The organism is Arthrobacter ginkgonis (assembly GCF_039540195.1).
In the GTDB taxonomy this organism is placed as follows: Bacteria; Actinomycetota; Actinomycetes; order Actinomycetales; family Micrococcaceae; genus Zafaria; species Zafaria ginkgonis.
Genome location: NZ_BAABEO010000019.1, coordinates 102,632 through 124,416, shown reverse-complemented (window position 1 = coordinate 124,416; position 21,785 = coordinate 102,632). Strand labels below are relative to the sequence as shown.

General features: G+C 71.8%; 16 protein-coding genes. 3 read left to right on the top strand and 13 right to left on the bottom strand.

Features of this window, described 5'->3' with window-relative positions:
* Window positions 1–2 precede the first annotated feature (2 nt).
* From ABD912_RS13765 to ABD912_RS13740, 6 genes are all read right to left on the bottom strand, one after another.
* Window positions 3–236, bottom strand: coding sequence for a phosphopantetheine-binding protein (locus ABD912_RS13765; protein ID WP_345151551.1), 234 nt, complete (start codon window positions 234–236; stop codon window positions 3–5).
* Entirely contained in the window at window positions 233–1,612 is a 1,380-nt protein-coding gene (locus tag ABD912_RS13760; protein ID WP_345151550.1) for a lysine N(6)-hydroxylase/L-ornithine N(5)-oxygenase family protein, read from the bottom strand. Before ABD912_RS13760 ends, ABD912_RS13765 begins: the two co-directional genes overlap by 4 nt.
* Window positions 1,609–3,300, bottom strand: a complete 1,692-nt coding sequence (locus ABD912_RS13755) for a (2,3-dihydroxybenzoyl)adenylate synthase (RefSeq protein WP_345151549.1) — start codon at window positions 3,298–3,300, stop codon at window positions 1,609–1,611. The genes ABD912_RS13760 and ABD912_RS13755 overlap by 4 nt, the downstream gene beginning before the upstream one ends.
* Window positions 3,297–4,535 carry an isochorismate synthase gene (locus ABD912_RS13750; RefSeq protein WP_345151548.1) on the bottom strand — a complete coding sequence of 413 codons (1,239 nt, stop codon included), beginning with the start codon at window positions 4,533–4,535 and terminating at the stop codon, window positions 3,297–3,299. The genes ABD912_RS13755 and ABD912_RS13750 overlap by 4 nt, the downstream gene beginning before the upstream one ends.
* 126 nt (window positions 4,536–4,661) lie before the next feature.
* A complete protein-coding gene (locus ABD912_RS13745; protein ID WP_345151547.1) occupies window positions 4,662–5,444 on the bottom strand; it encodes an SDR family oxidoreductase in 783 nt (260 codons plus the stop codon).
* Window positions 5,441–6,103 carry an isochorismatase family protein gene (locus ABD912_RS13740; RefSeq protein ID WP_345151546.1) on the bottom strand — a complete coding sequence of 221 codons (663 nt, stop codon included), beginning with the start codon at window positions 6,101–6,103 and terminating at the stop codon, window positions 5,441–5,443. Before ABD912_RS13740 ends, ABD912_RS13745 begins: the two co-directional genes overlap by 4 nt.
* Window positions 6,104–6,435: 332 nt before the next feature.
* Between ABD912_RS13740 and betT the strand changes: the two genes are divergently transcribed.
* The gene (gene betT, locus ABD912_RS13735; protein WP_345151545.1) at window positions 6,436–8,667 is read left to right on the top strand and encodes a choline BCCT transporter BetT; all 2,232 of its coding nucleotides are present in this window, start codon (window positions 6,436–6,438) and stop codon (window positions 8,665–8,667) included.
* On the opposite strand, the gene ppsA is transcribed toward betT, so the two are convergent.
* Entirely contained in the window at window positions 8,664–11,042 is a 2,379-nt protein-coding gene (gene ppsA / locus ABD912_RS13730; protein ID WP_345151544.1) for a phosphoenolpyruvate synthase, read from the bottom strand. The genes betT and ppsA overlap by 4 nt on opposite strands.
* Window positions 11,043–11,178: 136 nt before the next feature.
* On the opposite strand from ppsA, the gene ABD912_RS13725 reads away from it, so the two are divergent.
* Complete coding sequence (locus tag ABD912_RS13725; protein WP_345151543.1) at window positions 11,179–11,796, top strand: hypothetical protein; 618 nt, start codon at window positions 11,179–11,181, stop codon at window positions 11,794–11,796.
* Here the strand turns inward: ABD912_RS13725 and ABD912_RS13720 are convergent.
* From ABD912_RS13720 to ABD912_RS13700, 5 genes are all read right to left on the bottom strand, one after another.
* The gene (locus ABD912_RS13720) at window positions 11,725–13,374 is read right to left on the bottom strand and encodes a GTP-binding protein (RefSeq protein ID WP_345151542.1); all 1,650 of its coding nucleotides are present in this window, start codon (window positions 13,372–13,374) and stop codon (window positions 11,725–11,727) included. The two genes, ABD912_RS13725 and ABD912_RS13720, sit on opposite strands and share 72 nt — an antisense overlap.
* Window positions 13,371–15,215 (bottom strand): dynamin family protein, encoded by a 1,845-nt coding sequence (locus ABD912_RS13715; protein WP_345151541.1) that lies wholly within the window; start codon window positions 15,213–15,215, stop codon window positions 13,371–13,373. Before ABD912_RS13715 ends, ABD912_RS13720 begins: the two co-directional genes overlap by 4 nt.
* Before the next feature lie 99 nt (window positions 15,216–15,314).
* A complete protein-coding gene (locus ABD912_RS13710) occupies window positions 15,315–16,241 on the bottom strand; it encodes an IniB N-terminal domain-containing protein (protein ID WP_345151539.1) in 927 nt (308 codons plus the stop codon).
* Window positions 16,242–16,519: 278 nt separating this feature from the next.
* Window positions 16,520–19,132 (bottom strand): LuxR C-terminal-related transcriptional regulator, encoded by a 2,613-nt coding sequence (locus ABD912_RS13705; RefSeq protein ID WP_345151537.1) that lies wholly within the window; start codon window positions 19,130–19,132, stop codon window positions 16,520–16,522.
* A 27-nt stretch (window positions 19,133–19,159) separates the two neighbouring features.
* Complete coding sequence (locus tag ABD912_RS13700) at window positions 19,160–20,485, bottom strand: Hsp70 family protein (protein ID WP_345151535.1); 1,326 nt, start codon at window positions 20,483–20,485, stop codon at window positions 19,160–19,162.
* Window positions 20,486–20,638: 153 nt separating this feature from the next.
* Here ABD912_RS13700 and ABD912_RS13695 point away from each other — a divergent pair, with 153 nt between their 5' ends.
* Window positions 20,639–21,205, top strand: a complete 567-nt coding sequence (locus tag ABD912_RS13695; RefSeq protein ID WP_345151534.1) for a potassium channel family protein — start codon at window positions 20,639–20,641, stop codon at window positions 21,203–21,205.
* Window positions 21,206–21,256: 51 nt separating this feature from the next.
* On the opposite strand, the gene ABD912_RS13690 is transcribed toward ABD912_RS13695, so the two are convergent.
* Window positions 21,257–21,745 (bottom strand): DUF1269 domain-containing protein, encoded by a 489-nt coding sequence (locus ABD912_RS13690; RefSeq protein ID WP_345151533.1) that lies wholly within the window; start codon window positions 21,743–21,745, stop codon window positions 21,257–21,259.
* Window positions 21,746–21,785: the final 40 nt, after the last annotated feature.

The window sequence follows — 21,785 nt, the reverse complement described above, 5'->3', positions numbered from 1 at the left end:
AACTAGCCGGCAGACAGAACTAGGGCCACGAACTCGTCGAGGTCCTCGGCGGCAGCCAGGCGGGAGAAGTCGACCGGCAGGCCGTCCTGGCGCCAGGCGTCCACCAGGGCCATCAGGCGGATCGAGTCGATGCCCAGGTCCATGAGCCGGTCCCCGGGTTCCAGTTCCTCCAGGTCCAGGCCGGCGGTGTCGGCCAGGGCGGCGAGGATTCCCTCACGGGTTGCGGTGGCGCTCATCGGTTTCCTTCCCGTGCCCCGGCCAGGGCGGGGGCGGCCGTGTCGGTTTCTGCGGTGGCGGGGGCTGCGGCGGCGGGCTTGCCCAGCAGCGAGTCCAGGATCTCTCCGGCGCGGACGGCCACGTTGGACAGCAGGGTGGCGGAGAGCCCGTGCTGGTGTTCGGTCTGCCCCACCAGGTAGAGCTTGGCGTCGTCGGGCAGCGCGGTGACGGCGCTGTAGTCGCGGCGGGCGCGCACGCGCCCGTCCCCGTCCCGGGCCAGCAGGGCGCCGTGGCTTCCCAGCAGCGTGGCCGGGTCCAGCGGCCGGTAGCCGGTGGCGAGGATGACGACGTCGGCCGCCAGTTCGGTGTCGCGGCCGGTGAGCCCGTCACGCAGGCGCAGCGTCACGGGGGCGGCCGGCGCGGTCTGGCCCGGCGCGCTTTCGGTGGCCTCCAGCACGCGCGAGGCGCGGTGCCAGTGCAGGCGCGGGGTGCCGAGCCAGCGGTCGCGGTAGTCCAGGTCGTAGAGGGCCTGGATGGTGTCCGGGTTGACCACCGAATTGTTGGTGTTCCGGTGCAGTTCGTACATCTCCGCGCGCACCTCGGGGCCGGCCGCGTAGAGCTCGTCCACGGCGCCCGGGTCGAAGATGCGGTTCGCGTACGGCGAGGCGTCGGAGGGGACCAGCCCGAAGCGGCTGATCACGGAGTGGACTTGGGCCTGCGGGAAGCGCTGGTACATCTGCCCGATCACCTCGGCCGCGCTCTGCCCGCCGCCGACCACGGCCACGGTGCGGATGCGCTCCGGATCCAGGCGTTCGACGCGTTCGAGGAACTCGGCGCTGTGCCAGATCCGCTCCCCCGGGCGGATGCCCTGCGGGTGCTCCGGACGCAGGCCGCCGGCGAGGACCAGGTGGCGGGTGCGCAGGGTGCGCAGGCCGTCCTCGTCCACGACGTCGACGTCGTAGCCGCCGATGCGCCCGGCGCCGGTGCGCGGGATGATGCGCACCACTTCGCTGGAGTAGCGCACGTACCCGGCGAGCCGGGCCGCGGCCCAGCGCAGGTAGGCCACGAACTCGATGCGCAGCGGGGCCATGGAGCCGCGGTTGAAGAAGTCAGCGATCCTGCCCTGCTCGCGCAGGAAGTTCATGAAGGTCAGCGGGCTGGTGGGATTGCGGAACGTGGCCAGGTCCTTGGCGAAGGCCACCTGCATCGAGGCGTCCTCGAAGAGCAGGTTGCGGTGCCATTCCGGGCCGGCGGCGCGGTCCAGGAACAGCGTCTTGAGCCGCTCGCTGGCGGGGACGGCGGCGTTGTGCTCGTCGATGGCGGCGGCCAGGGCCATGTTGCTGGGCCCGAAGCCAAGACCCAGGACGTCGTATTCGTCCGTGTCGGGGATGCTCATGATTCTCCTTGGGGAAGGCGCGGGGCGGGCCGCAGGGTGGTGCGGCTGATCTTGCCGACATGGGTGGTGGGCAGGCGATCGACGACGGTGACCAGGTCGGGGACCTTGTGGTCGGCCAGGCCGGAGGTGCGCAGCCAGGCGCGCAGCGCCTTGGCCTTGGGCGGCTCGGCCCCGGCGCGCGGGACCACGTAGGCGTGGGTGCGCTCGCCGAGGGCCTCGTCCGGTTCGCCGACCAGGCTGGCGTCGTGCACGCCCGGATGGCGCAGCAGGGCGCCCTCGACCTCGTCCGGGGAGACCTTTTCGCCGCCGCGGTTGATGATGTCCTTGGTCCGGCCGACGACGCTCAGGCACCCGTTGGGGTGGCGGATGACGATGTCGCCGGAGCCGTAGAAGCCGTCCTCGGTGAAGGAGGCGGCGTTCGCCGGCGGGTTCCCGTAGTAGCCGCGGATCGTGTACGGGCCGCGGACCCACAGGTTGCCGGGGCTGCCGTCCGGGACCGGGCGGCCGTCGTCGTCGAGCACCAGGACCTCGTCGGCGTCGGACATGGGCCGGCCTTGGGTGCCCAGGACGGTATCCGCGTCGTCGTCGAGTCCGGTGTAGCAGACCAGGCCCTCGGCCATGCCGAACACCTGCTGCAGCCGCGGGCCCAGTTCCGGCTCGATGCGCTCGGCGGTGGCGCGGGCCAGCTTGGCCCCGCCCACCTGGAGGACCTTCCAGGCGGAGAGGTCGTAGCGGGAGCGGGCCGGGGAGTTCAGCCAGGACAGCGCGAGCGGCGGGACGGCCGCGGCCAGGGTCACCCGGTGGCGTTCGACGAGCCCGAAGACCAGGTCCGGGCTGCCGTTGAGGGCGGCCACAACGGTGCCGCCGGTGGCGAGCACGCCCATGTAGCCCGGGGAGCTGGCGGCGAAGTTGTGGGCCAGGGGGATGCCGGCCAGGAACACGGTGGAGTCGTCCAGCCCGCAGACCTCGGCGCTGCGCTCCACCGAGTACGCGTAGTCGCGGTGGGTGCGCGGGATCAGCTTGGGCCGTCCGGTGGTGCCGCCGGAGAGCTGCAGGAACGCCGCCGCGTGCGCCGGGCGCGGGCAGGGCGCCGGGGTTTCCGCCGCGCGGACGGCGCCGTCCGGGTGCTCCGCGCACAGGTCTTCGGCGTAGGCGAGCGGCAGGCCGGGCAGCCGGGCGGCGAGCTCGGCGGCGAACGCGTCCGCGTCCAGGCCGGGGATCTGGCGGCTGGTGAGCAGCAGCACGGCTCCGGAGGCCTGCGCCAGGTGCTCCATCTCGGCGTGCCGGTGGGTGTGCACGGCGAACACGGGCAGCGCGCCCAGGCTGATGGTGCCGTAGACGGCGTCGAAGAACTCCAGGACGTTGGGCAGGTGGATCAGCACCCGGTCCCCCGGCGCCACTCCGCGGGCGCGCAGCGCGGCGGCCGCGGCGTCGAAGCGCTTCACCAGTTCGGCGTAGGTGGCGGTGCGGTCACGGTCGATGACGGCCGGATGGTGCGGGCGCCGGGCGGCGGTGTCGCGCACCAGGCGGTCCAGGGTGCGGTCGCCCCAGTAGCCGGCGGCGAGGTAGCGGTCGGCGACGTCGCGCGGGTAGGGCACGACGCCGTCCAGCATCGGATCGTAGGCGTCGGCGGCTACGGCCTGGCCGGCCAAGGTTTCGGTGGCGAGGGTGCCGGTGCCGGCGCTCATGCGTTGGCCCCCGTTCCGGTGATGTCCAGCCCGGTGATGCCCAGCCCGGCCAGCATGGTGCCGAACTTGGTGGCGGTTTCGCGGTGTTCGGCCTCCGGGTCGGAGCCGGCGACGATGCCGGCCCCGGCGTGCAGCCGGGCGATCGGTCCGGTGAGCACGGCGCTGCGCAGCAGCAGCGCCCATTCGCCTGCCCCGTCGGCATCCATCCAGCCCACCAGGCCGCCGTAGAAGCCGCGGTCCTCGGGCTCCAGTTCGGCGATGGCCGCCCGGGCCGCGCCGACCGGGGTGCCGCAGATGGCGGGGGTGGGGTGGACGGCCAGGGCGGCGTCGAGGCAGTTCAGGCCCTCGTGGAGGGTGCCGCGCACCAGGGTGCCCAGGTGCCAGAGCTGGCCGGTGGGCAGCAGGTCCGGAACGGCGGGGACGTCGAGGTCGGCGCACAGCGGTTCAAGCGCGGTGCGGATGTGGTCCACGACGAAGGCGTGTTCGGCGAGGTCCTTGGCCGATCGCGCCAGCGTGGAGGCGGTGGCCCGGTCCGCGGCGGGGTCCTCCTGCCGGGCGGCGCTGCCGGCCAGCGGGTGGCTGGAGAGGCGGCCGTGGCGGACGCCGGCGACCAGTTCGGGGCTGTTGCCGACCACCGTTCCGGAGCCGTCCGGCAGACGCACCATGAAGCTGTGCCCGGCCGGGTTCTGCCGGTGCAGGCGCTCCCACACCGCGGCCGCGTCCCAGTCCCGGCCGGCGACCGCGTCCAGGCTGCGGGCCAGCACGACCTTGGACAGGTCCCCGGAGCCGATGCGCTCGACGGCGCGGGCCACCGCATCCCGGTATCCGGGGTTCTCCGCTCCGGCCAGTCCGGCCAGGGGATTCGGGGTGGAGGAGGCGGAGACGGAGGAGGATGCGGCGGCGCGCAGCGGGGCGGCCTCGACCGAGTCGGGGATGTAGAGGTGCGGGTCCGCGTCCGGGGCAAAGGGGATCATGCCCACCAGCACGGCGCCGGGTCCGGCGTCGGCCAGGAGGTCCCGGGCTGCCGTTGCCAGCCCGACGCTCCGGGCACGGGCGGGGTCCAGCCGGGCGCGCAGGCCGTGTCCGGTCAGGGCGCGCCCGTAGGAGGCGAAGCGGAAGCCGGCGGCGCGGCGGTCCGCGGCGGGCACAACCGGACCAGGCAGGGCCTGATCCGAGAGGGCCGGATCGGGAACTGCCCGATCGGACAGGGCCGTGGCGGCGGTTCGTGAAGTCATGGCGAAAGGCTCCTCGGGAAGGGAGAAGGGGTTCGGCGGCGCCGTGGCGGCGCGGGCCCGGAGCGGGCCTGGCGGTATTGCGGGGCATGGGGCTTCGGGTGTGAGGCTCCGGGCGGTGCGGCGGGGCTAGTAGGTGGCTCCGCCGTCGACGGTCAGGTCCTGCCCGGTCATGTGGCGGGCCGCGCCGGAGAGCAGGAAGCCGACGACGCTGGCGACGTCGGCGGGGACCGCGATCCGGCCCAGCGGGATGCCGGCGCGGTGCCGGGACGGATCGCCGGCCACGAGGGCGGCCTCGTCGGCTCCGCCCGGGGCCATCGCGTGCAGCATCGGGGTGTCCGTGGAGCCGGGGCTGACGACGTTGGCGCGGATGCCGTGCCCGGCCAGTTCCAGGGCCAGCGAGCGGGTGGCCATGGTGGCGGCGGCCTTGGAGGCCGCGTAGCCGCCCAGCCCGTCGCGCGGAGTGTTGCCCGCGTTGGAGCTGACGGTGACGATCGCCCGCGCGTTCGCCGGGTCGGCGGGCTGCTGGGCGACCATCACGCGCGCCACGGTCTGCGACGCCAGGAAGACGCCGCGGGCGTTGACCGCGTGCATCCGGTCCCAGTCGCCGGCGGCGAGGTCCATCAGCCGGCCCGTGGCGAGCACTCCGGCGACGTTGACCAGTCCGTGGACCCGGGTCCCGGCGGCGGCGCGGTGGGCGAGCGCGTCGCGCAGCACCGTGGTTGACGCCGCATCGGCCAGGTCCAGCCGCAGGACGCCGTCCCCGGCCCGGTCCACGGGGAGCACGTCGTAGCCCTGCGCCTCGAGCGTGGCGGCGATGGCGCTGCCCAGGCCACCGGCGGCCCCGGTCACCACGACCAGGGGTGCCCCGGCCGCCGGAAGGTCCTCCACCGGGGCCTGCACGGCGGTCACCGGGCGCCCGCGAGGGCCGCCGAACCCAATCCGGCCAGCACGGTGGAGGTGCCGTGGACCTGGGCGCAGCGGGAGGCGGCATAGCGCACGGCCATCTCGTGGTCCTCGAGCGAGAAGTCGGCCAGGGCGTCGGCCACCAGGAAGGGCTGCACGTCGCGCATGAAGGCGTCCAGCGCGGTGGTCAGGCAGCCGATGTGCGCGTAGACGCCAGTGATCAGCAACTGGTCCCGGCCCCAGGTGTCCAGCATCTCCTGCAGCGGGGACTTGGCGAACGCACTGTAGCGCCACTTGGTGAGGACCTCGTCACCCAAGCCGGGAGCGAGCTGGCCGATGATCCGTTCGCGGCCGTCGTCGATGAGTCCGGCGCCCCAGAAGTCGGTCAGCAACGCCCGTTCTGCCGGGTCCTGATTCGGCGGCTGGGCGGTGTAGACCACGGGGATGCCGGCGGCAGCGGCGGCTTCCTTGAGTGCCGCGATGTTGCGGATGGCGGCGTTGATCTGGGCGTGCGCGTCGCCGCGGTCGAAGACGCCGACGAAGTACTCCTGCATGTCGTGGACCAGCAGGACGGCCCGTGCGGGATCGACGGTCCACTCGACCCGGGAGGGGCCGAGGTCGGCGTCGGCGTTCCAGCTGTACGGGGCGATGGCGGGAAGTCCCATGGCGATGTCCGCCTTTCTGAAGAGAGGAGGGGGCGTGGCGGTGAGCAATGCGCCACGCCCATCACGTTAGCTAAGGCTCGCCTTACTCCAAAATGTCACGGTAATGTTTCGCTTTCATTACTTGTTAGGTCAACCTAACCTTGGGGCAGGCACGCTTTGCTGCTACGGTGCCCGGCCTGCGGTGCGGGTCCCGGCGCCGGGCTAAAATGGATGGGCAGGCCGCACGACACGATGCCCGAGTGTGAACGGCCCCCTCCTTCCGGAACCAAGGCCGCCGACTTCCATGCACCCTGACCTCGGCCCGCCCCCGTTGCCGATCGAAGGAGCACTGCATGACCGAAGCGGAAGACACGCGCCACCCAGGGAACGAGCCGCCAAAGGCGCCGATCCAACGCCGCCAGCTGGGCGGCACGGAACGGCGCCGCAACGGCGACGAGGAGGGGAACCGCCCTCCCGTCTCCAGCCGGGAGCTCAGCAAGGCCCCGGCCGAGCTCATCGAGGAGCCCGGCCCCAGGACCAACTGGCGTGTCTTCATCATCGCTTCGGCCATCATCGTCGCCTTCTCCGTGTGGGCGATCCTCATGCCCACGAACGCGGCCGCCACCATGCGCGTCGTGGTCGCCTGGATCGCGGAGAACCTGGGCTGGTTCTACGTGCTCACCGTCACCGTGGTGATCGTGTTCGTGCTGTGGGTCGCCTTCTCCAAGGAGGGATCGGTCCGGCTGGGCCCGGACCACTCCCGTCCGCAGTACAAGCTCTTCACCTGGGTGGCCATGCTGTTCGCCGCCGGCGTGGGCATCGACATGCTCTTCTATTCCGTGACCGGCCCCATCACCCAGTACATGGCCCCGCCGGCGGGCGCTGGCCAAACGGCCGCCGCCGCCCAGGATGCCGTGATCTGGACCATGTTCCACTACGGCGTGGCCGGCTGGTCCATGTACGCGCTGCTTGGCATGGCCATGGGCTACTTCGCCTACCGCTGGGGCATGCCGCTGTCCATCCGGGCGGCCCTGTATCCGCTGCTGGGCAAGCGCGTCCGCGGAGGCATCGGCGACGCCGTCGACATCGTCACCCTGGTGGGCACGGTCTTCGGAGTGGCCACGTCGATGGGCATCGGCGTGGTGCTGCTGAACGTCGGCTTCGCCCTGCTGTTCGGCCTGCAGCAGGGCCTGTCCCTGCAGATCGCACTGGTGGTCGTCGCCGTCGTGATGACCATCGCGGCCTGCACCTCGGGCGTGGACAAGGGGATCCGCTGGATCTCCGAGCTGAACCTGTGGAGCGCGGCGGCCATGCTGCTCTACATCCTGGTGACCGGGCAGTCCGCGTTCCTGCTCAACTCGCTGGTGGAGAACATCGGCCGGTTCATCTTCACCCTGCCGGACCGCACCCTCCAGACCTTCGCCTACCAGGAGGGCGGCTCGGAGTGGATGGCGAGCTGGACGCTGTTCTTCTGGGCCTTCTGGCTGGCCTGGGGGCCTTTCGTGGGCCTGTTCCTGGCCCGCATCTCGCGTGGCCGGACGCTGCGCGAGTTCGTCATCGCCGCCATCACCGCCCCGGTGCTGTGCGACTTCCTGATCGTGTGCGTCTTCGGCAACAGCGCCATGCACGAGGTCCTGAACGGGAACACGGAGTTCGCCCAACTGGCCATGGACAGCCCGGAACAGGGCTGGTACGCCCTGTTGGGGATGTTCCCCGGCGCCGGCTTCCTGATCGGCCTGGGCACGCTGTCCGGCCTGCTGTTCTACCTGACCAGCGCCAATTCCGGCGCCATGGTGATGTCCAACTTCTCTTCCTCGATCCCGAACCCGTCCCAGGACGGCGCCAAATGGCTGCGCATCTTCTGGGCGGTGCTCACGGCGCTGCTGACCATCGCGATGCTGGTCGCCGGTGGCGTGACCACCATGGAGCACGCCACCCTCATCTTCGCCCTGCCGGTGACCGTCATCGCGTACCTGGTGATGGCCTCCTTCTCCAAGGCCCTGCGGATGGAACGGGCCGAGCGCGAGGGCCGGGTCCTGCGCCGGCAGTCGGCGGCGGCGCACGGCGGCCACGTGCCCGAACGCACCTGGCGCCAGCGGCTGGCGGGGATGCGCTCCTACCCGTCGAAACGGCAGGTGGCCCAGTTCATGGAACGCACGGCGCAGCCGGCGCTGGCCGATGTGCTCAAGGAGTTCACCCAGCAGGGCTACCAGGCGACCCTGGACCTCGCGCCGAACGATCACATCGGCATTTCCAGCCCCACGCTGGTGGTCGCCATTCCGGAGCACCGCAACTTCCACTACCAGGTCCAGGCCGTGGAGGCGCCGGTGCCGATGTTCGGCGGGCGCATGTCCGGCCAGCCGGACGTCTACTACCGGGGCGAGGTGTTCACCCAGACCGGTTCCGAGGGCTACGACCTGGTGGGCCTGTCCCACCAGCAGGTCATCGACGACGTGCTGGACCGCTACGAGGCTCACCTGGGCTTCCTGGCGTACTCGACCGAGCACGACTACGCCTCCGTGCTTACCCCGCCGGCCGCACCGGCCACGGGCCCCGTGGCGAAGATCGGGCCCGCGGATTCCTAACGCCCGGGAGCTTCCGCCGCCGCGATCGTGCGCACGGTGCGCAGGAAGCTGTCCGGGTTCAGGGAAATCGAGTCGATGCCCTCCCGCACCAGGAAGGCCGCGAAGTCGGGGTGGTTGCTGGGGCCCTGGCCGCAGATGCCGATCTTGATGCCGGCGGCGTGGGCCTTGCGGATGGCCTCGGCGATCATCGTGGTGACCGCGGGGTCGCGCTCGTCGAACAGCGCCGCCAGGTCCTCGGCGTCGCGGTCGACGCCGAGGACCAGCTGGGTGAGGTCGTTGGAACCGATCGAGAAGCCGTCGAAGCGCTTGGCGAACTCCTCGGCCAGCACCACGTTGGAGGGGATCTCGCACATCACGTAGACCTGCAGGCCGTTGCGGCCGCGCTCCAGCCCGTTGGCCGCCATCACCTCAAGGACCTTGTCCGCCTCCCCCGGGGTGCGGCAGAAGGGCACCATGACCACCACGTTCGTGAAGCCCAGGTGCTCGCGCACCCGCACCAGGGCGCGGCATTCGAGCTCGAAACCCGCTCGGTAGCGCTCGTCGTAGTAGCGGGAGGCCCCGCGGAAGCCCAGCATGGGGTTCTCCTCGGGCCGCTCGAACCCCTCTCCGCCAAGCAGGTGGGCGTATTCGTTGGACTTGAAGTCGCTCAGGCGCACGATCGCCGGACCCGGGTGGTAGGGGGCGGCCAGCCGGGCAATGCCCTGGGCCAGCGTGTGGACGAAGTATTCGATCGGGTCGGCGAAGCCGGCCGCCAGCTCGCGGATGCGCCGCAGGGCCTCGGCGTCCTGGACGCGTTCGGGGTGGACCAGGGCCATCGGGTGGGCCTTGATCAGGTTGCCGATGATGAATTCCATCCGGGCCAGGCCGACGCCGGCGGCCGGCAGGCGCCACCAGCGGAAGGCGGCCGAGGGGTCGGCGATGTTCACCATCACGTCCGTGCGCGGGTGCGGCAGGGCGCCGAGGTCCACGTCTTCGGTCTCGAAGGCCAGCGCGCCGGCATAGATGCGCCCCCGCTCGCCTTCGGCGCAGGAAAGCGTGATCGCGTCCCCGTCCGCGAGGGCCGCGGTGGCGTTCCCCGTGCCAACGACGGCGGGAACACCCAGTTCGCGGCTGACGATCGCCGCATGGCTGGTGGGGCCGCCATGGTCGGTGACGATGCCGGCGGCCCGGCGCATCACCGGGACCCAGTCGGGGTCCGTCATCTCGGTGACCAGGATGGCGCCGTCGCGGAAGTCCGCGAGGTCGGCCGGGCTGCGGACCAGGCAGACCCCGCCGACCGCGATCGATTCGCCCACCGCGCTGCCGGTGAGCAGCACGGGCCCCTTGCCGGTGAGGTGGTGGACGGTGAACCGGTCCCCGCTCCGGCGCGCCTGGACGGTTTCCGGCCGGGCCTGGACCATAAAGAGTTCGCCCGTGGCGCCGTCCTTCGCCCATTCCAGATCCATCGGGCGGCCGTAGTGCTCCTCGACGGCGACCGCCCAGCGGGCCAGTTGGAGGACCTCCGGCTCGTCGAGGACCTGCGCGCGGCGTTCCTCGGGGCTCGTGGCGACCGTGAGGGTGCTTCCGTCCTCGGCCAGGACCATCTTGCGTTCCTTGCCGCCGATGGCGGCGCCGATGATGGGGGCGGCCTCCGGGCGGGCGAGCAGTGGCTTGAAGACGGTGTAGCGGTCAGGGTCCACGGAGCCCTTCACGACCGTTTCGCCCAGCCCCCAGGCCGCGCTGACCACGACGGTGCGCGGGAACCCGGTGTCCGGGTCGATGGAGAACATCACGCCGGCGGCTCCGACGTCGGAGCGGACCATACGCTGGACTCCCACGGACAGCGCGACGTCGAGGTGGCCGAAACCCTGCGCCTGCCGGTAGCTGATCGCCCGGTCGGTGAAGAGGGAGGCGTAGCAGCGCAGGCAGGCCTGGAGCAGGTCCTCCTCCCCGGTGATGTTCAGGTAGGTTTCCTGCTGGCCGGCGAAGCTGGCGTTCGGCAGGTCCTCGGCGGTGGCGCTGGAGCGGACGGCGACCGCCGGCCGGTCCGCGCCGGCACGCCCGGCCAGGCTGCGGTAGGCCTCGCGGAGGGCGCCGGCCAGGGCCTCCGGTAGCGTGGAGGCAAGGATGAGGCTGCGCAGGGCAGCACCGGTGGCCTGCAGGCCGGCCCGGCCGGCCCGGAGTTCCTCGAGCAGGGCCGCGAGCCGGGGCTCGAGCCCGTTGGCGGCCAGGAAGGTGCGGTAGGCGGCGGCGGTCGTCGCAAAACCGTCCGGAACCCGCACGCCGGCCGTTGCCAGGGTGCGGGTCATCTCCCCCAGGGACGCGTTCTTGCCGCCGACCTGCGCGATGTCGCCGAGCCCGACCTCATCGAACCACAGGATGTGCCGATGCCCCATGCTGTCAGGCTACGCCGCGGAGAGGGCAAAAGCACCGGTTCCGGCGCCGCCCGCCACGGCAGCGGACTTGCCCGAAAAGCCGTGAGTCGCGCCACAGTTCCCGAACGGGGCGTGTGATGTCCATTACATTACGAGCATGGCTGCAGGAATGGACGCGAAACAGGCGGACGCGAACCACGGAAACGGCGGAGCTCCTTCGGCGCGCCCGGACGGCCCGCCGGGCGCGGGGACGGCCCAGAAGCCGCCGCGGCCCGAGATGTCCAGCACGGCCCCGGCCCCCATCCGCGCTTCCCCGCCGCCGCCGCGCGTGGTCCAGGCGATGCGGCTGGCCTGGGTCACCAGCATCGTTGCGGGCGTCGCGGCCTGCCTGGTCGCCTACTTCTCCCGCGATGCCACGCTGGCGCACCTGAAGGGGCTCGTCACCCAGCGTCAGCCCGCCGGGGCCGAAGTGGCGGTGGATGCGCTGGTGTCGACGCTGTTCTGGGTGTGCCTGGGCACGCTCTTGTTCGTTATGGCCCTCCAGGCCCTGCTGGTGAAGGGGATGATGAACCGGCACGGCCGCCTGCGCTGGGCCCTTCTGGCGGTCCTGCCCCTGCACGGGTTCGCGGTCCTCCTGGTGGACGGTTTCCTGGTCCTGCACTCCGCCGCGGGGACGGCCCTGAGCGTGTTGCTGCTGGCGCAGCTAGCGCTGAGCGGGGCGGCGCTGGTCCTGGGTGTGCTGGACGGGGCCAGTGCCTGGTTCCGGGCGAAGTAGGACCCGGGCCGTCCCGGTGTTCCCGGGGGCGGCCTTGGAGGCCAGCAGGGCCAGCGTGGCCTCGCAGCTGCGTATGACAATCCGGTAGTCCTCGACGGCTGCCTGGTCCGCCCGCGGGTTCCCGGCGGCCTTGCGCCACCGGTCCAGGCGCTCCAGGGCCCGGGTGCGCAGTTCCTCGTCCGAGGCGCCCTCCGCCGCCTGCCCGGTCCCGTCCCCCAGCCGGTCCTCCGGCGCGTCGCCGCGTCCGCCGACGAGGCGGCCCGCTTCGGCGGCCAGCCACGGTTCCACGGGGAGCCGTCCGCCGTGGACCTTCGCGGCGATCCGCAGTTCCTGGAAGTCGTGGGCGTTGGCTCGGACGCGTTCGAGCGACTCGGCCAGCCGGATCGTTCCGGCACGCGGGTGCGCGCGGATCAGGGCCTCGATGCCGGCGAGAATCGCGCACGCCTTCAGCCGGGTGCCGTGGGCCACGAAACCGGCGAACATGAGATCCATCAGGTCGGCCAGCCCGCTGCGCCGGGCGAGTTCGCGGGCCAGCGGAAGCGGCCTGCGGATCCCTCCGCGGATCAGCGCGGAGGCCAGCCGGATGCCGAAAAGACCGAACCGTTCCAGGAGAATGGCCCGCAGGTCGGGGCCGATGCCCTCCGGCTCGTCCGCGCGGACAAAACGGTCGGCGGAGAGCAGGAGCCGCTCCCGCGTGGTCCGGTCCAGGCGGGACACTTCCACCAGTGCCTCGAATTCGTCCTTGCGCAGGGTCCGTGCCGCCCGGGCCACCAGCCCGGCAACCGGAACCACGCCCAGGGCGAGGTCACGCAGCGTGCCCTCACGGGCGTACTCCTCGGCGCAGGCGCGCGCGGAGATGAGCGAGTCGATCCGGCCGGCGCCGATCTCGTCGGCCCGGGAGAGCACCACCAGGGCATTGGAGGCGCCGGTGGCGGCCGCGTCCCGCAGCGCACGCAGGTAGTCCAGGTCCGCCTCGCGGGGATGGCGCATGAGGTACACGATCGCGTCGGCGTCCACGGCAACGGCCGCAGGCACCGGAAGACCGGCCATCCCGGCAGGATTGGTGGGGCTGGCCGGATCGGTGGAGTCCGGAGGCGAGGCCGGACCGGGGGTGTCGATCAGCGTCAGGGCGCGCAGCCCTTCCGCCGGCCATTCAATGACCAGCCGATCCACCTCGTGCGCGGCCAGTGAACCCAGGTCCGCAACGAGCCGGCCGTCCTTCCGGTCCAGGCGCAGCGTCCGCGCCTGTCCCGAAACGGAATGCGCCGTGGCCCTCGGGGCGGGCCCATGGCGGTACCACACCACCAGGTGCGGGTGCCGGCAGGCCTCGGCGAGGGCAATCCCCTCCCCCGCGATGGCGTTGAGCAGGGTGGTCTTGCCGGCCTTGGCCATGCCCGCCAGCGCCACCCGCACCGGCTCGCCCAGGCGTTCGGCGTACCCCTGCAGCAACGAGCACGCGGTCGGGTCGTCCCGGTAGACCTCAAGCGTTTCCCGAAGAAGCTCGCCCACGGCCCCGCGGAGGGTCGCGTTCGTGCCCGTCCCGGCCCTGCCGGCCTCGATCATGCCCGTTGCGTTCATGCCTGCCCCCTTCCGGCTTGTTCCGCCGGTGCGGGATCGCCGCCCGCAGCCGCCAAGCGGGCCTCCAGCGCGTCGACGCGCTCCAGCCTGGCCCTGATCCGCCGGATGCGCTCCTCGCGTTCAAGGGCGAAAATATCGGCCGCTTCCTGGGCGGCGTTCGAGGAGTCCGCCAGGGACCGGTGGTGCTCTTCGGCGATGTCCATGAAGTGGTCCCGCGTCTCGCGCTGGACCAGGCGGAGTCTGTCCCTGAGCTGCTTGCCCACCTGGAAGACGACGTCGTCGACGTGCCGGCGCACCAGCGCCTTGGCGTCGGCCTGGCGGCGCTTGAGGCGGGCCCTCCGGTCCTCCTGGTAGGCCCTGGCACCCAGGAGCACTCCGGCGCCGACGGAGATCGGATTGATCAGCGGCATTCCGAACATGGTGGTGAGGAGGCCGAACATCAGGATGCCTCCGTAGGAACCGCGCATGCCGATCAGGACCTTCTGGAAGAACCCGACGTAACCCTGGTCCAGGTCGGGCACATCCGCAACGGGATCAAGCACGCTGCCCGTGTCATCGACCTGCAGTTCCGGCAACGGAACCCCGTCCTCCGCGAAGTGCTCGGCGACCCCGCGGGCCAGCCAAGCCGCCCGGCCGTCGGTCCACACGAAGGTGTCCGAGACCGCCGCCGCCACCCGCTGCTGCAGCCACGCGGAGAACTCCGACCAGACGGGCCCGGGATCGCCCTGATCGATGGACTTTTCGGCATCCCGCTGGATGTGCCGCAGGCGATCGCGAAGGTCGTGTTCGAGATCCGAGATCAGGTCGCCGACGCCGTCGTTGAGCGTTGTCTGCCAGCGGGCCGACCGCCGGCGCAGCTCGTCGGCCCGCTGCTTGGCCGCCTCCAGTTCGGCGAGGCGCCGGGGCGTCGTTGCCGGGTTTTCCAGGGAGTCCAGTTCGGACCGCAGGGACAGCCGAAGGTGCTCGATGACCGATCGCAGGTCCTGGGCCGCCCGGCGGTGCCGGGTGCGTTGGGCCTTCCCCAGGACCTCTTGGCGCAGGTAGGCCACCAGCGGCCCGTACCCGGATTCGGCATGCAGTTCGCTGTCCTGCAGCCGGGCCGCGTGCAGGCGCAATTCGGCGGAAACGGGAAACAGCCGTATGGCCGGATCGATGCGGTCCAAATGGCCCCTGTTCGCGGCCGCCACTTCGCGCCACTGGGGGTAGATGTCGGTCTTGGCCACGACGCAGGCGACGTGGGGCGTCATCTGGAGCCCGTGGCGCAGGAACCTGAGTTCGGACTCCGTCAGTTCCTGTGACGCGTCGGTGACCAGCAGCATCGCGTCCGCGCTGCCCAGGGAAACCAGGGTGGCCAACTCGTGGGCGGAATGCTCGCCGCCCACGCCGGGAGAATCAACCATGACCAGCCCGTCGGCCAGGATTTGGCGCGGGACGGAGACTTCCGCCCCCACCAGCCGCATGCGGTTGCCGGCATTGCCTTTCGCCGACACGTAGGTCCCGATTTCCTCCAGCCCCACCGGCCGGCGCTGGACGGTGGCCCCGCCATCCGCGGACGGGGCACCCTCCTCCGGGACCAGGACGGCTGCGGACGCGGTCTCCCCGTAGCGGACCTCGGTGGGCACGGACGTGGCGACGGCATCGTCGACCGGACAGACGGGCGCGTTGACCAGGGCGTTGACCAGTTGGCTCTTCCCCTGTTTGAACTCCCCGACAACCACCACGCGGATGCTCGTTTCCAGGAGCCTGCGGCGCGTGTTTTCCAGCCGGCGGCGCAGGTCGGGCCGTCCGGCCGGATCCGCCTGGGCGATGCCGTCCTCCAGCAGTTCCACCAGTTCGGCCACGTTTCCTCCTTGCGCTTGCGGACCACCGCCTGTTGGGCCTGTCCGGCGGGCGGATGCTCCACCCGACGGACAGGCCGGGGCCGGCGGGGCCCCGGTTCCCTACGGGGCGTCCGCGTCGTCCGCGTCGGGCAGGTCCACGTCGGTGTCGATGTCGTTGTCCTGCACGACGACGGAATCGTCGATGTCGGTGAACTCGGGTTCGTAACGCTCAACCTCGACATCCACCTTGTTGTCCTCGACCTTCGTGCGCGAGGTGCCCGCGGTGACGGTGTTGCTGCTGCCCGAGGAGTGCACCTCGGTCGAGGAGTCCGTCCTGACGTCGGCCTTGGAGCTGCCGCTGACAGCCGCGGAACCGGCGCCGGAGGAGGACGCGGAATCGTCGCCCGAGGTCGTCACCGATTCGTTGTCGAAGTGTTGGGTGACGTCGCCGTTGGACCAGATGTTCTGGTTGACCGACTGGTCCGTGATGGTGTCGCGGTCGTCCACCTTCGAGGAGTAGTTGTACTCGTTGACGATCTTGGTGATCTGGTCCCTGGCAGCGCCGTAGTCGCCGCCGCCGCCACTGCCGCCGGCGCCACCGCCGCCACCACCGCCCCCTCCGCCGCCGCTGCCACCGCTGCCGCTGCCGCCGCTACTGCCGCCGGCGCCACCGCCACCGCCGCCACCGCCGCCGCCGCCACCACTACCGCTGCCGCCGCCATCCCAGCCGCCACCGCCGCTACCGCCGCCATCCCAGCCACCGCCACCCCAGCCACCGCCACCCCAGCCACCGAGGTCGAAGTCGTTCTCGGGGTCGTTGCCCTTGATGGTGGCATCGTTGCCGCCGGTGTCGTAGTCGCGGTCGAAGGAGACGTCGGAGAAGTCAACGAGGCTCGGCAGGACCGCATCCACGTCGGAGGTGCAGACATTGCCGAGGCCGGCGGCACTAAGGGACCTGTCGGGGTCCTCCTGGAAGGCCGCCACGGCACCTTGGTCCTTGAAAAGGTTCATCATGAAGTCGAGCAGAACGGTCGAAACGTTCGTCATGCGAGGCTCCTTCAGGCCGAAAAGTCTTCGGAATAGCAGGCTGTCGGACGGGTGCCCGGCACCACCAACGTATGCGGACGCGGCCGGACCCACATCGGGACCACTCCCCTATCGGGGAACCCCGGGATAGGGGGTACCCCCTCCCGCAATAGGGGGTGCAATAGGGGACGCCAAGGCTTGACATCCGCCCCTTGCGATGCCCTCCGGAAGGCCCTGCCGGCACCAGGAAAGTCGCCGGGGCAAATCCCGCCGGCGACGCGTGGCGAAGGGGCTCGGCATCAACGGGATCCGGCCTCCGCATCGCCTCCGTCGTTGGTTCCGGCGTCGCTCCCCTCGGTGTCCAGGACCAGGCGGAGCCGGTCCAGCAGTTCGGTGCGCGTGGCCGCCCCAAGCCGGCTGCGGATGCGGGCAATGTGGTGCTCCGCCGTGCGGGGCGAGATGAACATCGTCTCCCCGATCTCGCGGTAGGTCTTGCCCTGCAGGACCAGCCGGGCGACATCCCGCTCGCGGGGGCTGAGCACCCCCTCGGAGGGCGCCGTGTTCGCAGGGGTCGCGGCGGCGGGAGTCTCCGGCCAGGTCGGCGGGCCGGAGGCCTCGGGGCTTCCGCCGGCTGCCGGGCGGACTCCACGGCGCAGTTCGCGGGCGCAGGAGAGCAGCCGGTTCATGTCCCTGCGGTCGTCCACGCGGGCCGCCGCGTGTCCGGCCAGCCGGGCCCCGTCCCAAGCCAGTCCGGCACTGGCCAGTCCGTTCGCGGCGGACACCACGGCGGCGACGTCGGCCTCGCCCGCCAGCACGGCGACCCAGACCTTCCCGGCGGTGGCCAGCCGGGATGCCAGCCGGGACACCGGCCCGTCCTGTGCGGCGGCGCGGACCAGCGCCGCCGCATGCGGGGCAAGGTCCTGCGGGCGCTCGGCGAGGAGCGCGGCCTGCACCGAATACCAGTGCAGCGGGAGCGACCACAGCGGCGGGTCCCCCAGCCGTCCAAGCACGGCCCAGGCTTCCTCCAGCTGCGGCTGCAGCAGGGCGCCGTCGCGCAGCCGGGCGCCCGCGACCGCCAGTTCGCCCAGCGGCAGGAGGCAGTACAGGTCGGCCACGACATGCATCTGGTAGTCGCGCGCCTGGCGCCAGGCATGCACGAGGGCCGGAAGGTCGTCGGTGCGGCGGGCCAGGCCCACCGAGAGCGCGTGAAGGAACAGCTTGTCCCGCGGCGTCACGAGGTGCTCGTCCCTGGTGGCTTCGGCGATGTGGGCCCGGGCCCGCTCCGGGCGGTCCAGCAGCATCTGGGACCAGGCCTGCAGGAGCAGGAGCCGGGGCCGGACAGCCGCGCCGCCTTGGCCGCCCGCCAGGGCGGCGGCAAGGATCGATTCCGCCGTGCCGGGTTTTCCGCAGTGGAAGGCCACCAGGGCGGCCAGCACCGCCGGCTGCTCGGGCAGCGGAGCATGGACACCGGCGGCCGTCAGCGTGTCCGAGGCCCGGACAAGCGCCGAGAGGGCCTCGTGGGACCTGCCTTCCACCGCGTCCAGGCTGCCCTGGCCCATCAGGGCCGACGCCACGGACGGGAGGGTGGGGGATCCTGGCGGCGCCGCGGCCCCCAGCATGGTCCGCGCACCGGCCAGGTCACCGACACCGATCAGGGCAACGGCGGCCAGGGGCGACGATTCCCCCGCCCTGGCCGGCCCGAGCCAACGGTAAACGTCGGCTCCGCGGTTGAGCAGCCCGCGCCGGGACCATACGGCGGCGGCGGCATTGGCCGCCCTTTCCGCGTCCGGGGGGTCTTCCAGGGCCAAGAGGCCGTCAACGGTCCGCCCGGCCCCCTCCAGGTCCCCGTCCGCCAACGCCGCTTGGGCCCGCCGGGCCGCCAGGCGCAGGCCGTCCGCCCCGGCGGCTTTCGCTTCGTCGTACAGTTTCAGCGCGCGGGCGGGATCGGCACCCAAGGCGTCGTCACCGGCTTGCTCCAGGGTCCGGGCCACCCGGATGTCCCGCACGCCGCTGCGGGCCAGGTCTCGGGCCACACCGTCGAGCGCGCATCCGGTGGCCACATAGCCATCCACCAGCGTCCGCTGGAGGCTGCGCAGCCGGAAACGCGGCATCGTACTGATCAGTGCCTGGCGCACCAAGGGGATGAGCCGGCCGTCGGGCAGCAGCAGCCCGGCGGTGCGGGCCTCATCCACCAGTTCGTCGATGGTGTGCCCGGCGAAGTCCGGCCATGGGGGTTCCACCTCGGCGGAGTCGAAGCCTGCGGCCAGCGAGAGGAGCACCTGCCGCAAGCCCGGGTCGACCCTCTGCAGGTCGCGGCCGAGGTGTTGGGCCACGCCGTCCATCCCGTGGGGGTCGAGCAGCACGGCGTTCCCTTCCCTGCGCACGGCCGCCAGCGTTCGGGCAACCAGCCAGGCCATGCCTCCGGTCGTTTCCAGCACGTCGGCCACCAGCGCCGCCGGCACCGGGGCCCCCGTCACGGCCGCGATCCGGGCCTCGACGTCCCCCCGGTCCAGGGGGTCGAGGAGGACCTGTGGCCGGTGCCGCTCCAGGGCCCGCACCAGCTTGTCCAGGGCCGGGGTCAGCGGCGAGCTCCGGTAGGCGATCACGAGGTCGATGTGGTGTCCCTCCACCAACGAATGCAGGCGGCCCAGGTCCGTTTCGCCGAGCCGGTGCGCGTCGTCGACCAACACGGCCGACGGCGCCGCGCGCCCTGCGGGATCCACGTGGCCGTGGTCGCGGCTGACCGGAATGCCGCTGGCGCGGTACGTCTCCTCCAAGCGATCCAGCAGGGCGGTTTTCCCCGAGCCTCCGGCACCCGCGATGCCCACGAGCAGGCGTTCCTTCGGACGTGCGGAAACGTCAGCAAACAGGGTGGCCGCGTGCGTCCGGTCCAGTGGACGGGTGGCGGCCATGGCGTGGATCCTCCGCTCCATGCAGGCTCACGCTCCCGACGGCGAGGCCACGGCGCCGGCTGCCGTCCGCGGCCGGGGCACGGGAATGTAGAGGATGCCCCCGGCCTCCACCGTGGGTGCCCCGGGTGCCAGCAGGCCAAGGTCGTGCGGATGGGGCCGGGCCGCCGTTCCGTGGACCGTCAGGACGCTGGCCACGACGGCCTGCGTGCCGACGCCGGCCCGGAGATGGGCCGCAGCGGCCAAGGCAGCGCCCCGGGCGGTGACGGACGCCGGATCGGCGTCGACGACGACGCCGGCTCCGGCCTCCTCCGCGAGGATCCGTTCCGCCAGCGGGATGCGGGCCGATCCGCCCGTCAGGATGACCGCGGCCAGATCCTCGACGGCGACGTCCGCCGACTGCAGTGCCCTGCCCAGGACGCCCGCGGCCTCCCGCAGGAGGTGTTCGGCCCTGGTTTCGAACTCGGTGCGCGTGAGGGGCACGTGTTCCCGCAGGCCGGGCAGGACCACCTTGACGGAGGCATCGGCGTCGCGGGAGAGCGCCTCCTTGGCTGCGGTGCAGTCGCGCCGAACCTGCCAAAGGGCGGACACCGCCTTGGGATCGTCCATGTTCAGCGCCTCGACCGGTCCGCCCACCGCCTCGAGGACGCGCCTGAACACGACGTCGTCCAATCCGGCACCCAGGTCGCCGCCGTCGGCGCGGCCCCCTGCCTCGAAACCCAGGGTCTCGAATTCCGCCGTGTCGCGGTCCGCGCCCGTGTCCTTGTTCTGGCGCAGTACGTTCTGGCCCAGCACGTTCCGGCGCAGCACGGTGGCTTCGACGCTGCCGCCCAGGTCGCAGACGGCGATGATGCTGCCGGGGTCCAGGGGGTTCCCTGCGGAATGGTGCAGTGCGGCCGCTTCGGGTTCGCTCAGCAGGAAGGCGTGGGCCAGTCCCGTCTCCGCCAGCGCCCGGCGGGCAACCGAGACCCGGTATCCGCCCCATCCGCGCGGATGGGTCAGGGCCACGGCCGCGGCGGGAGCCCCCTCGCGGGCCTCCACGGTGGTGACCACCCACCGGGCCATCGCCGCGAACAACTCCTCCGGCGGCACCAGCGTCTGCCCCACGGCGAGGGGGACCGAATCCCCCAGGCGGGACTTGAAGCCGCGGGCCAGGCGTTCGGGGCATCCCCGACCCGCGGCGGCGGCGGCATCCCCTGCAAGGACGCGACCGTCCTCGGCCAGGAAGAGGGCGCTGGCCGCCCGCGCCGCCTCCGAACCGAGATCCAGCGTGGCGGCGTCCGCTCCGCCACCGATCCGGACGATGGCCGCGCCGGTGGAGCACGCGCCTATGTCAATGCCAAGAACGTACGTCACAATTCCCCCCAAGGAGTGACTTGAAACCACTGCCCACACGAACCTGTTCGGGCGCGCTCAGGCTAGCATCCGATTTCGTGGACCGGAATGGGTGCGTCGCCGCGGCCGGGTTTCGCCGATGCGGGGAATGGCCTCGGGGGGTTACCATCAGGCATGGCCACCAGGCGTGGGGACCGGGGTGCGCCGGTCCATTTCCAGCAGCTGGACCAGTCCAGCCAGCGCCGCCTTATCTACCTCGTGGCGCTGCGGATCGTGGGCCTCGCTGCGCTGATCTTCGCGATCTACTTCCTGATTCCGGTGGGCGGATTCAACGACCCGAATCCTGCGGCCGCCTGGATTCGGCTCGCGGGCCTGGCCGCGGTGTTCCTGGCCGCCATGGTGGTGCAGATGCGCCGGGTGGCCGGTGCCAAGGTCCCGCAGGCCCGCGCGGTGGAGGCCGTGGTCCACGGCGTCCTGTTGTTCGTGTGCCTCTTCGCGCTGTTCTACTTGTCGATGTCGGTCACGGATGCCGCATCCTTCAGCGAACCGCTGAACCGGGTGGATGCACTGTACTTCACGGTCACCACGTTCGCCACCGTCGGCTTCGGGGACATCTCTGCCGTCAGCCAGCTGGCCCGCGCGGTGGTCACTGTCCAGATGTTCGCCGGCCTGGGCCTGCTCTTCCTGGTCGCCAAACTCAGCTTCTACGCCGCCCGCAGGAGTTTGGGCGGCACGCCCTAGGCCGCGGTGAATCGGCGCCCCTTCCGCGGCGCCGATTCACCGCGGCCGCGGTCACTCCGGGGCAAAAGCGGCCCGCAGGGCCTCTTCCTCCTCGTGGCTGAGGTTGGTCTGGATCAGTTCCATCTTGCTGCCGCTGAACGCCTCGGTCACCTTGTCCAGCACCCCTCCGGTCGTCATCACGAACAGGGCGGAGGTGCCGGGCGTGACCTTGTCGCGCACGCCGTTGATGAACGAATCATCGATGCCCACGTCCGTCAGGGCCCCGGCCGTCGCACCGGCCGCCGCGCCCACGGCGGCGCCGAGCAGCGGGACAAAGAAGATCAGGCCGAACAGCAACCCCCAGAACGCCCCGCCCAGGGCCCCCGCGCCGGTCACATTGTGCAGTTGGCGGGTCTTGGGCTTCTTGGCTTCGGGCGCCCAGGAGACGACGGCCGCGTCGCGGACCTCGATCAGCCCTTGGGTCTGCAGGGAGAGCAGGGTCCTTTCCGCCTCTTCGGCCCCGGTTGCGTCCTCAAATTTCCATACCGACAGGGTTGCCATGGTGTGCCTTTCGCTGACCGACCGGATACATCCGGTCCCG

Excerpts from the sequence above, each read along its gene's own strand:
- ABD912_RS13765 (WP_345151551.1), bottom strand. The coding sequence starts at position 236 with ATGAGCGCCACCGCAACCCGTGAGGGAATCCTCGCCGCCCTGGCCGAC.
- ABD912_RS13760 (WP_345151550.1), bottom strand. The coding sequence starts at position 1,612 with ATGAGCATCCCCGACACGGACGAATACGACGTCCTGGGTCTTGGCTTC.
- ABD912_RS13755 (WP_345151549.1), bottom strand. The coding sequence starts at position 3,300 with ATGAGCGCCGGCACCGGCACCCTCGCCACCGAAACCTTGGCCGGCCAG.
- ABD912_RS13750 (WP_345151548.1), bottom strand. The coding sequence starts at position 4,535 with ATGACTTCACGAACCGCCGCCACGGCCCTGTCCGATCGGGCAGTTCCC.
- ABD912_RS13740 (WP_345151546.1), bottom strand. The coding sequence starts at position 6,103 with ATGGGACTTCCCGCCATCGCCCCGTACAGCTGGAACGCCGACGCCGAC.
- betT (WP_345151545.1), top strand. The coding sequence starts at position 6,436 with ATGACCGAAGCGGAAGACACGCGCCACCCAGGGAACGAGCCGCCAAAG.
- ppsA (WP_345151544.1), bottom strand. The coding sequence starts at position 11,042 with ATGGGGCATCGGCACATCCTGTGGTTCGATGAGGTCGGGCTCGGCGAC.
- ABD912_RS13725 (WP_345151543.1), top strand. The coding sequence starts at position 11,179 with ATGGCTGCAGGAATGGACGCGAAACAGGCGGACGCGAACCACGGAAAC.
- ABD912_RS13720 (WP_345151542.1), bottom strand. The coding sequence starts at position 13,374 with ATGAACGCAACGGGCATGATCGAGGCCGGCAGGGCCGGGACGGGCACG.
- ABD912_RS13710 (WP_345151539.1), bottom strand. The coding sequence starts at position 16,241 with ATGACGAACGTTTCGACCGTTCTGCTCGACTTCATGATGAACCTTTTC.
- ABD912_RS13705 (WP_345151537.1), bottom strand. The coding sequence starts at position 19,132 with ATGGCCGCCACCCGTCCACTGGACCGGACGCACGCGGCCACCCTGTTT.
- ABD912_RS13695 (WP_345151534.1), top strand. The coding sequence starts at position 20,639 with ATGGCCACCAGGCGTGGGGACCGGGGTGCGCCGGTCCATTTCCAGCAG.
- ABD912_RS13690 (WP_345151533.1), bottom strand. The coding sequence starts at position 21,745 with ATGGCAACCCTGTCGGTATGGAAATTTGAGGACGCAACCGGGGCCGAA.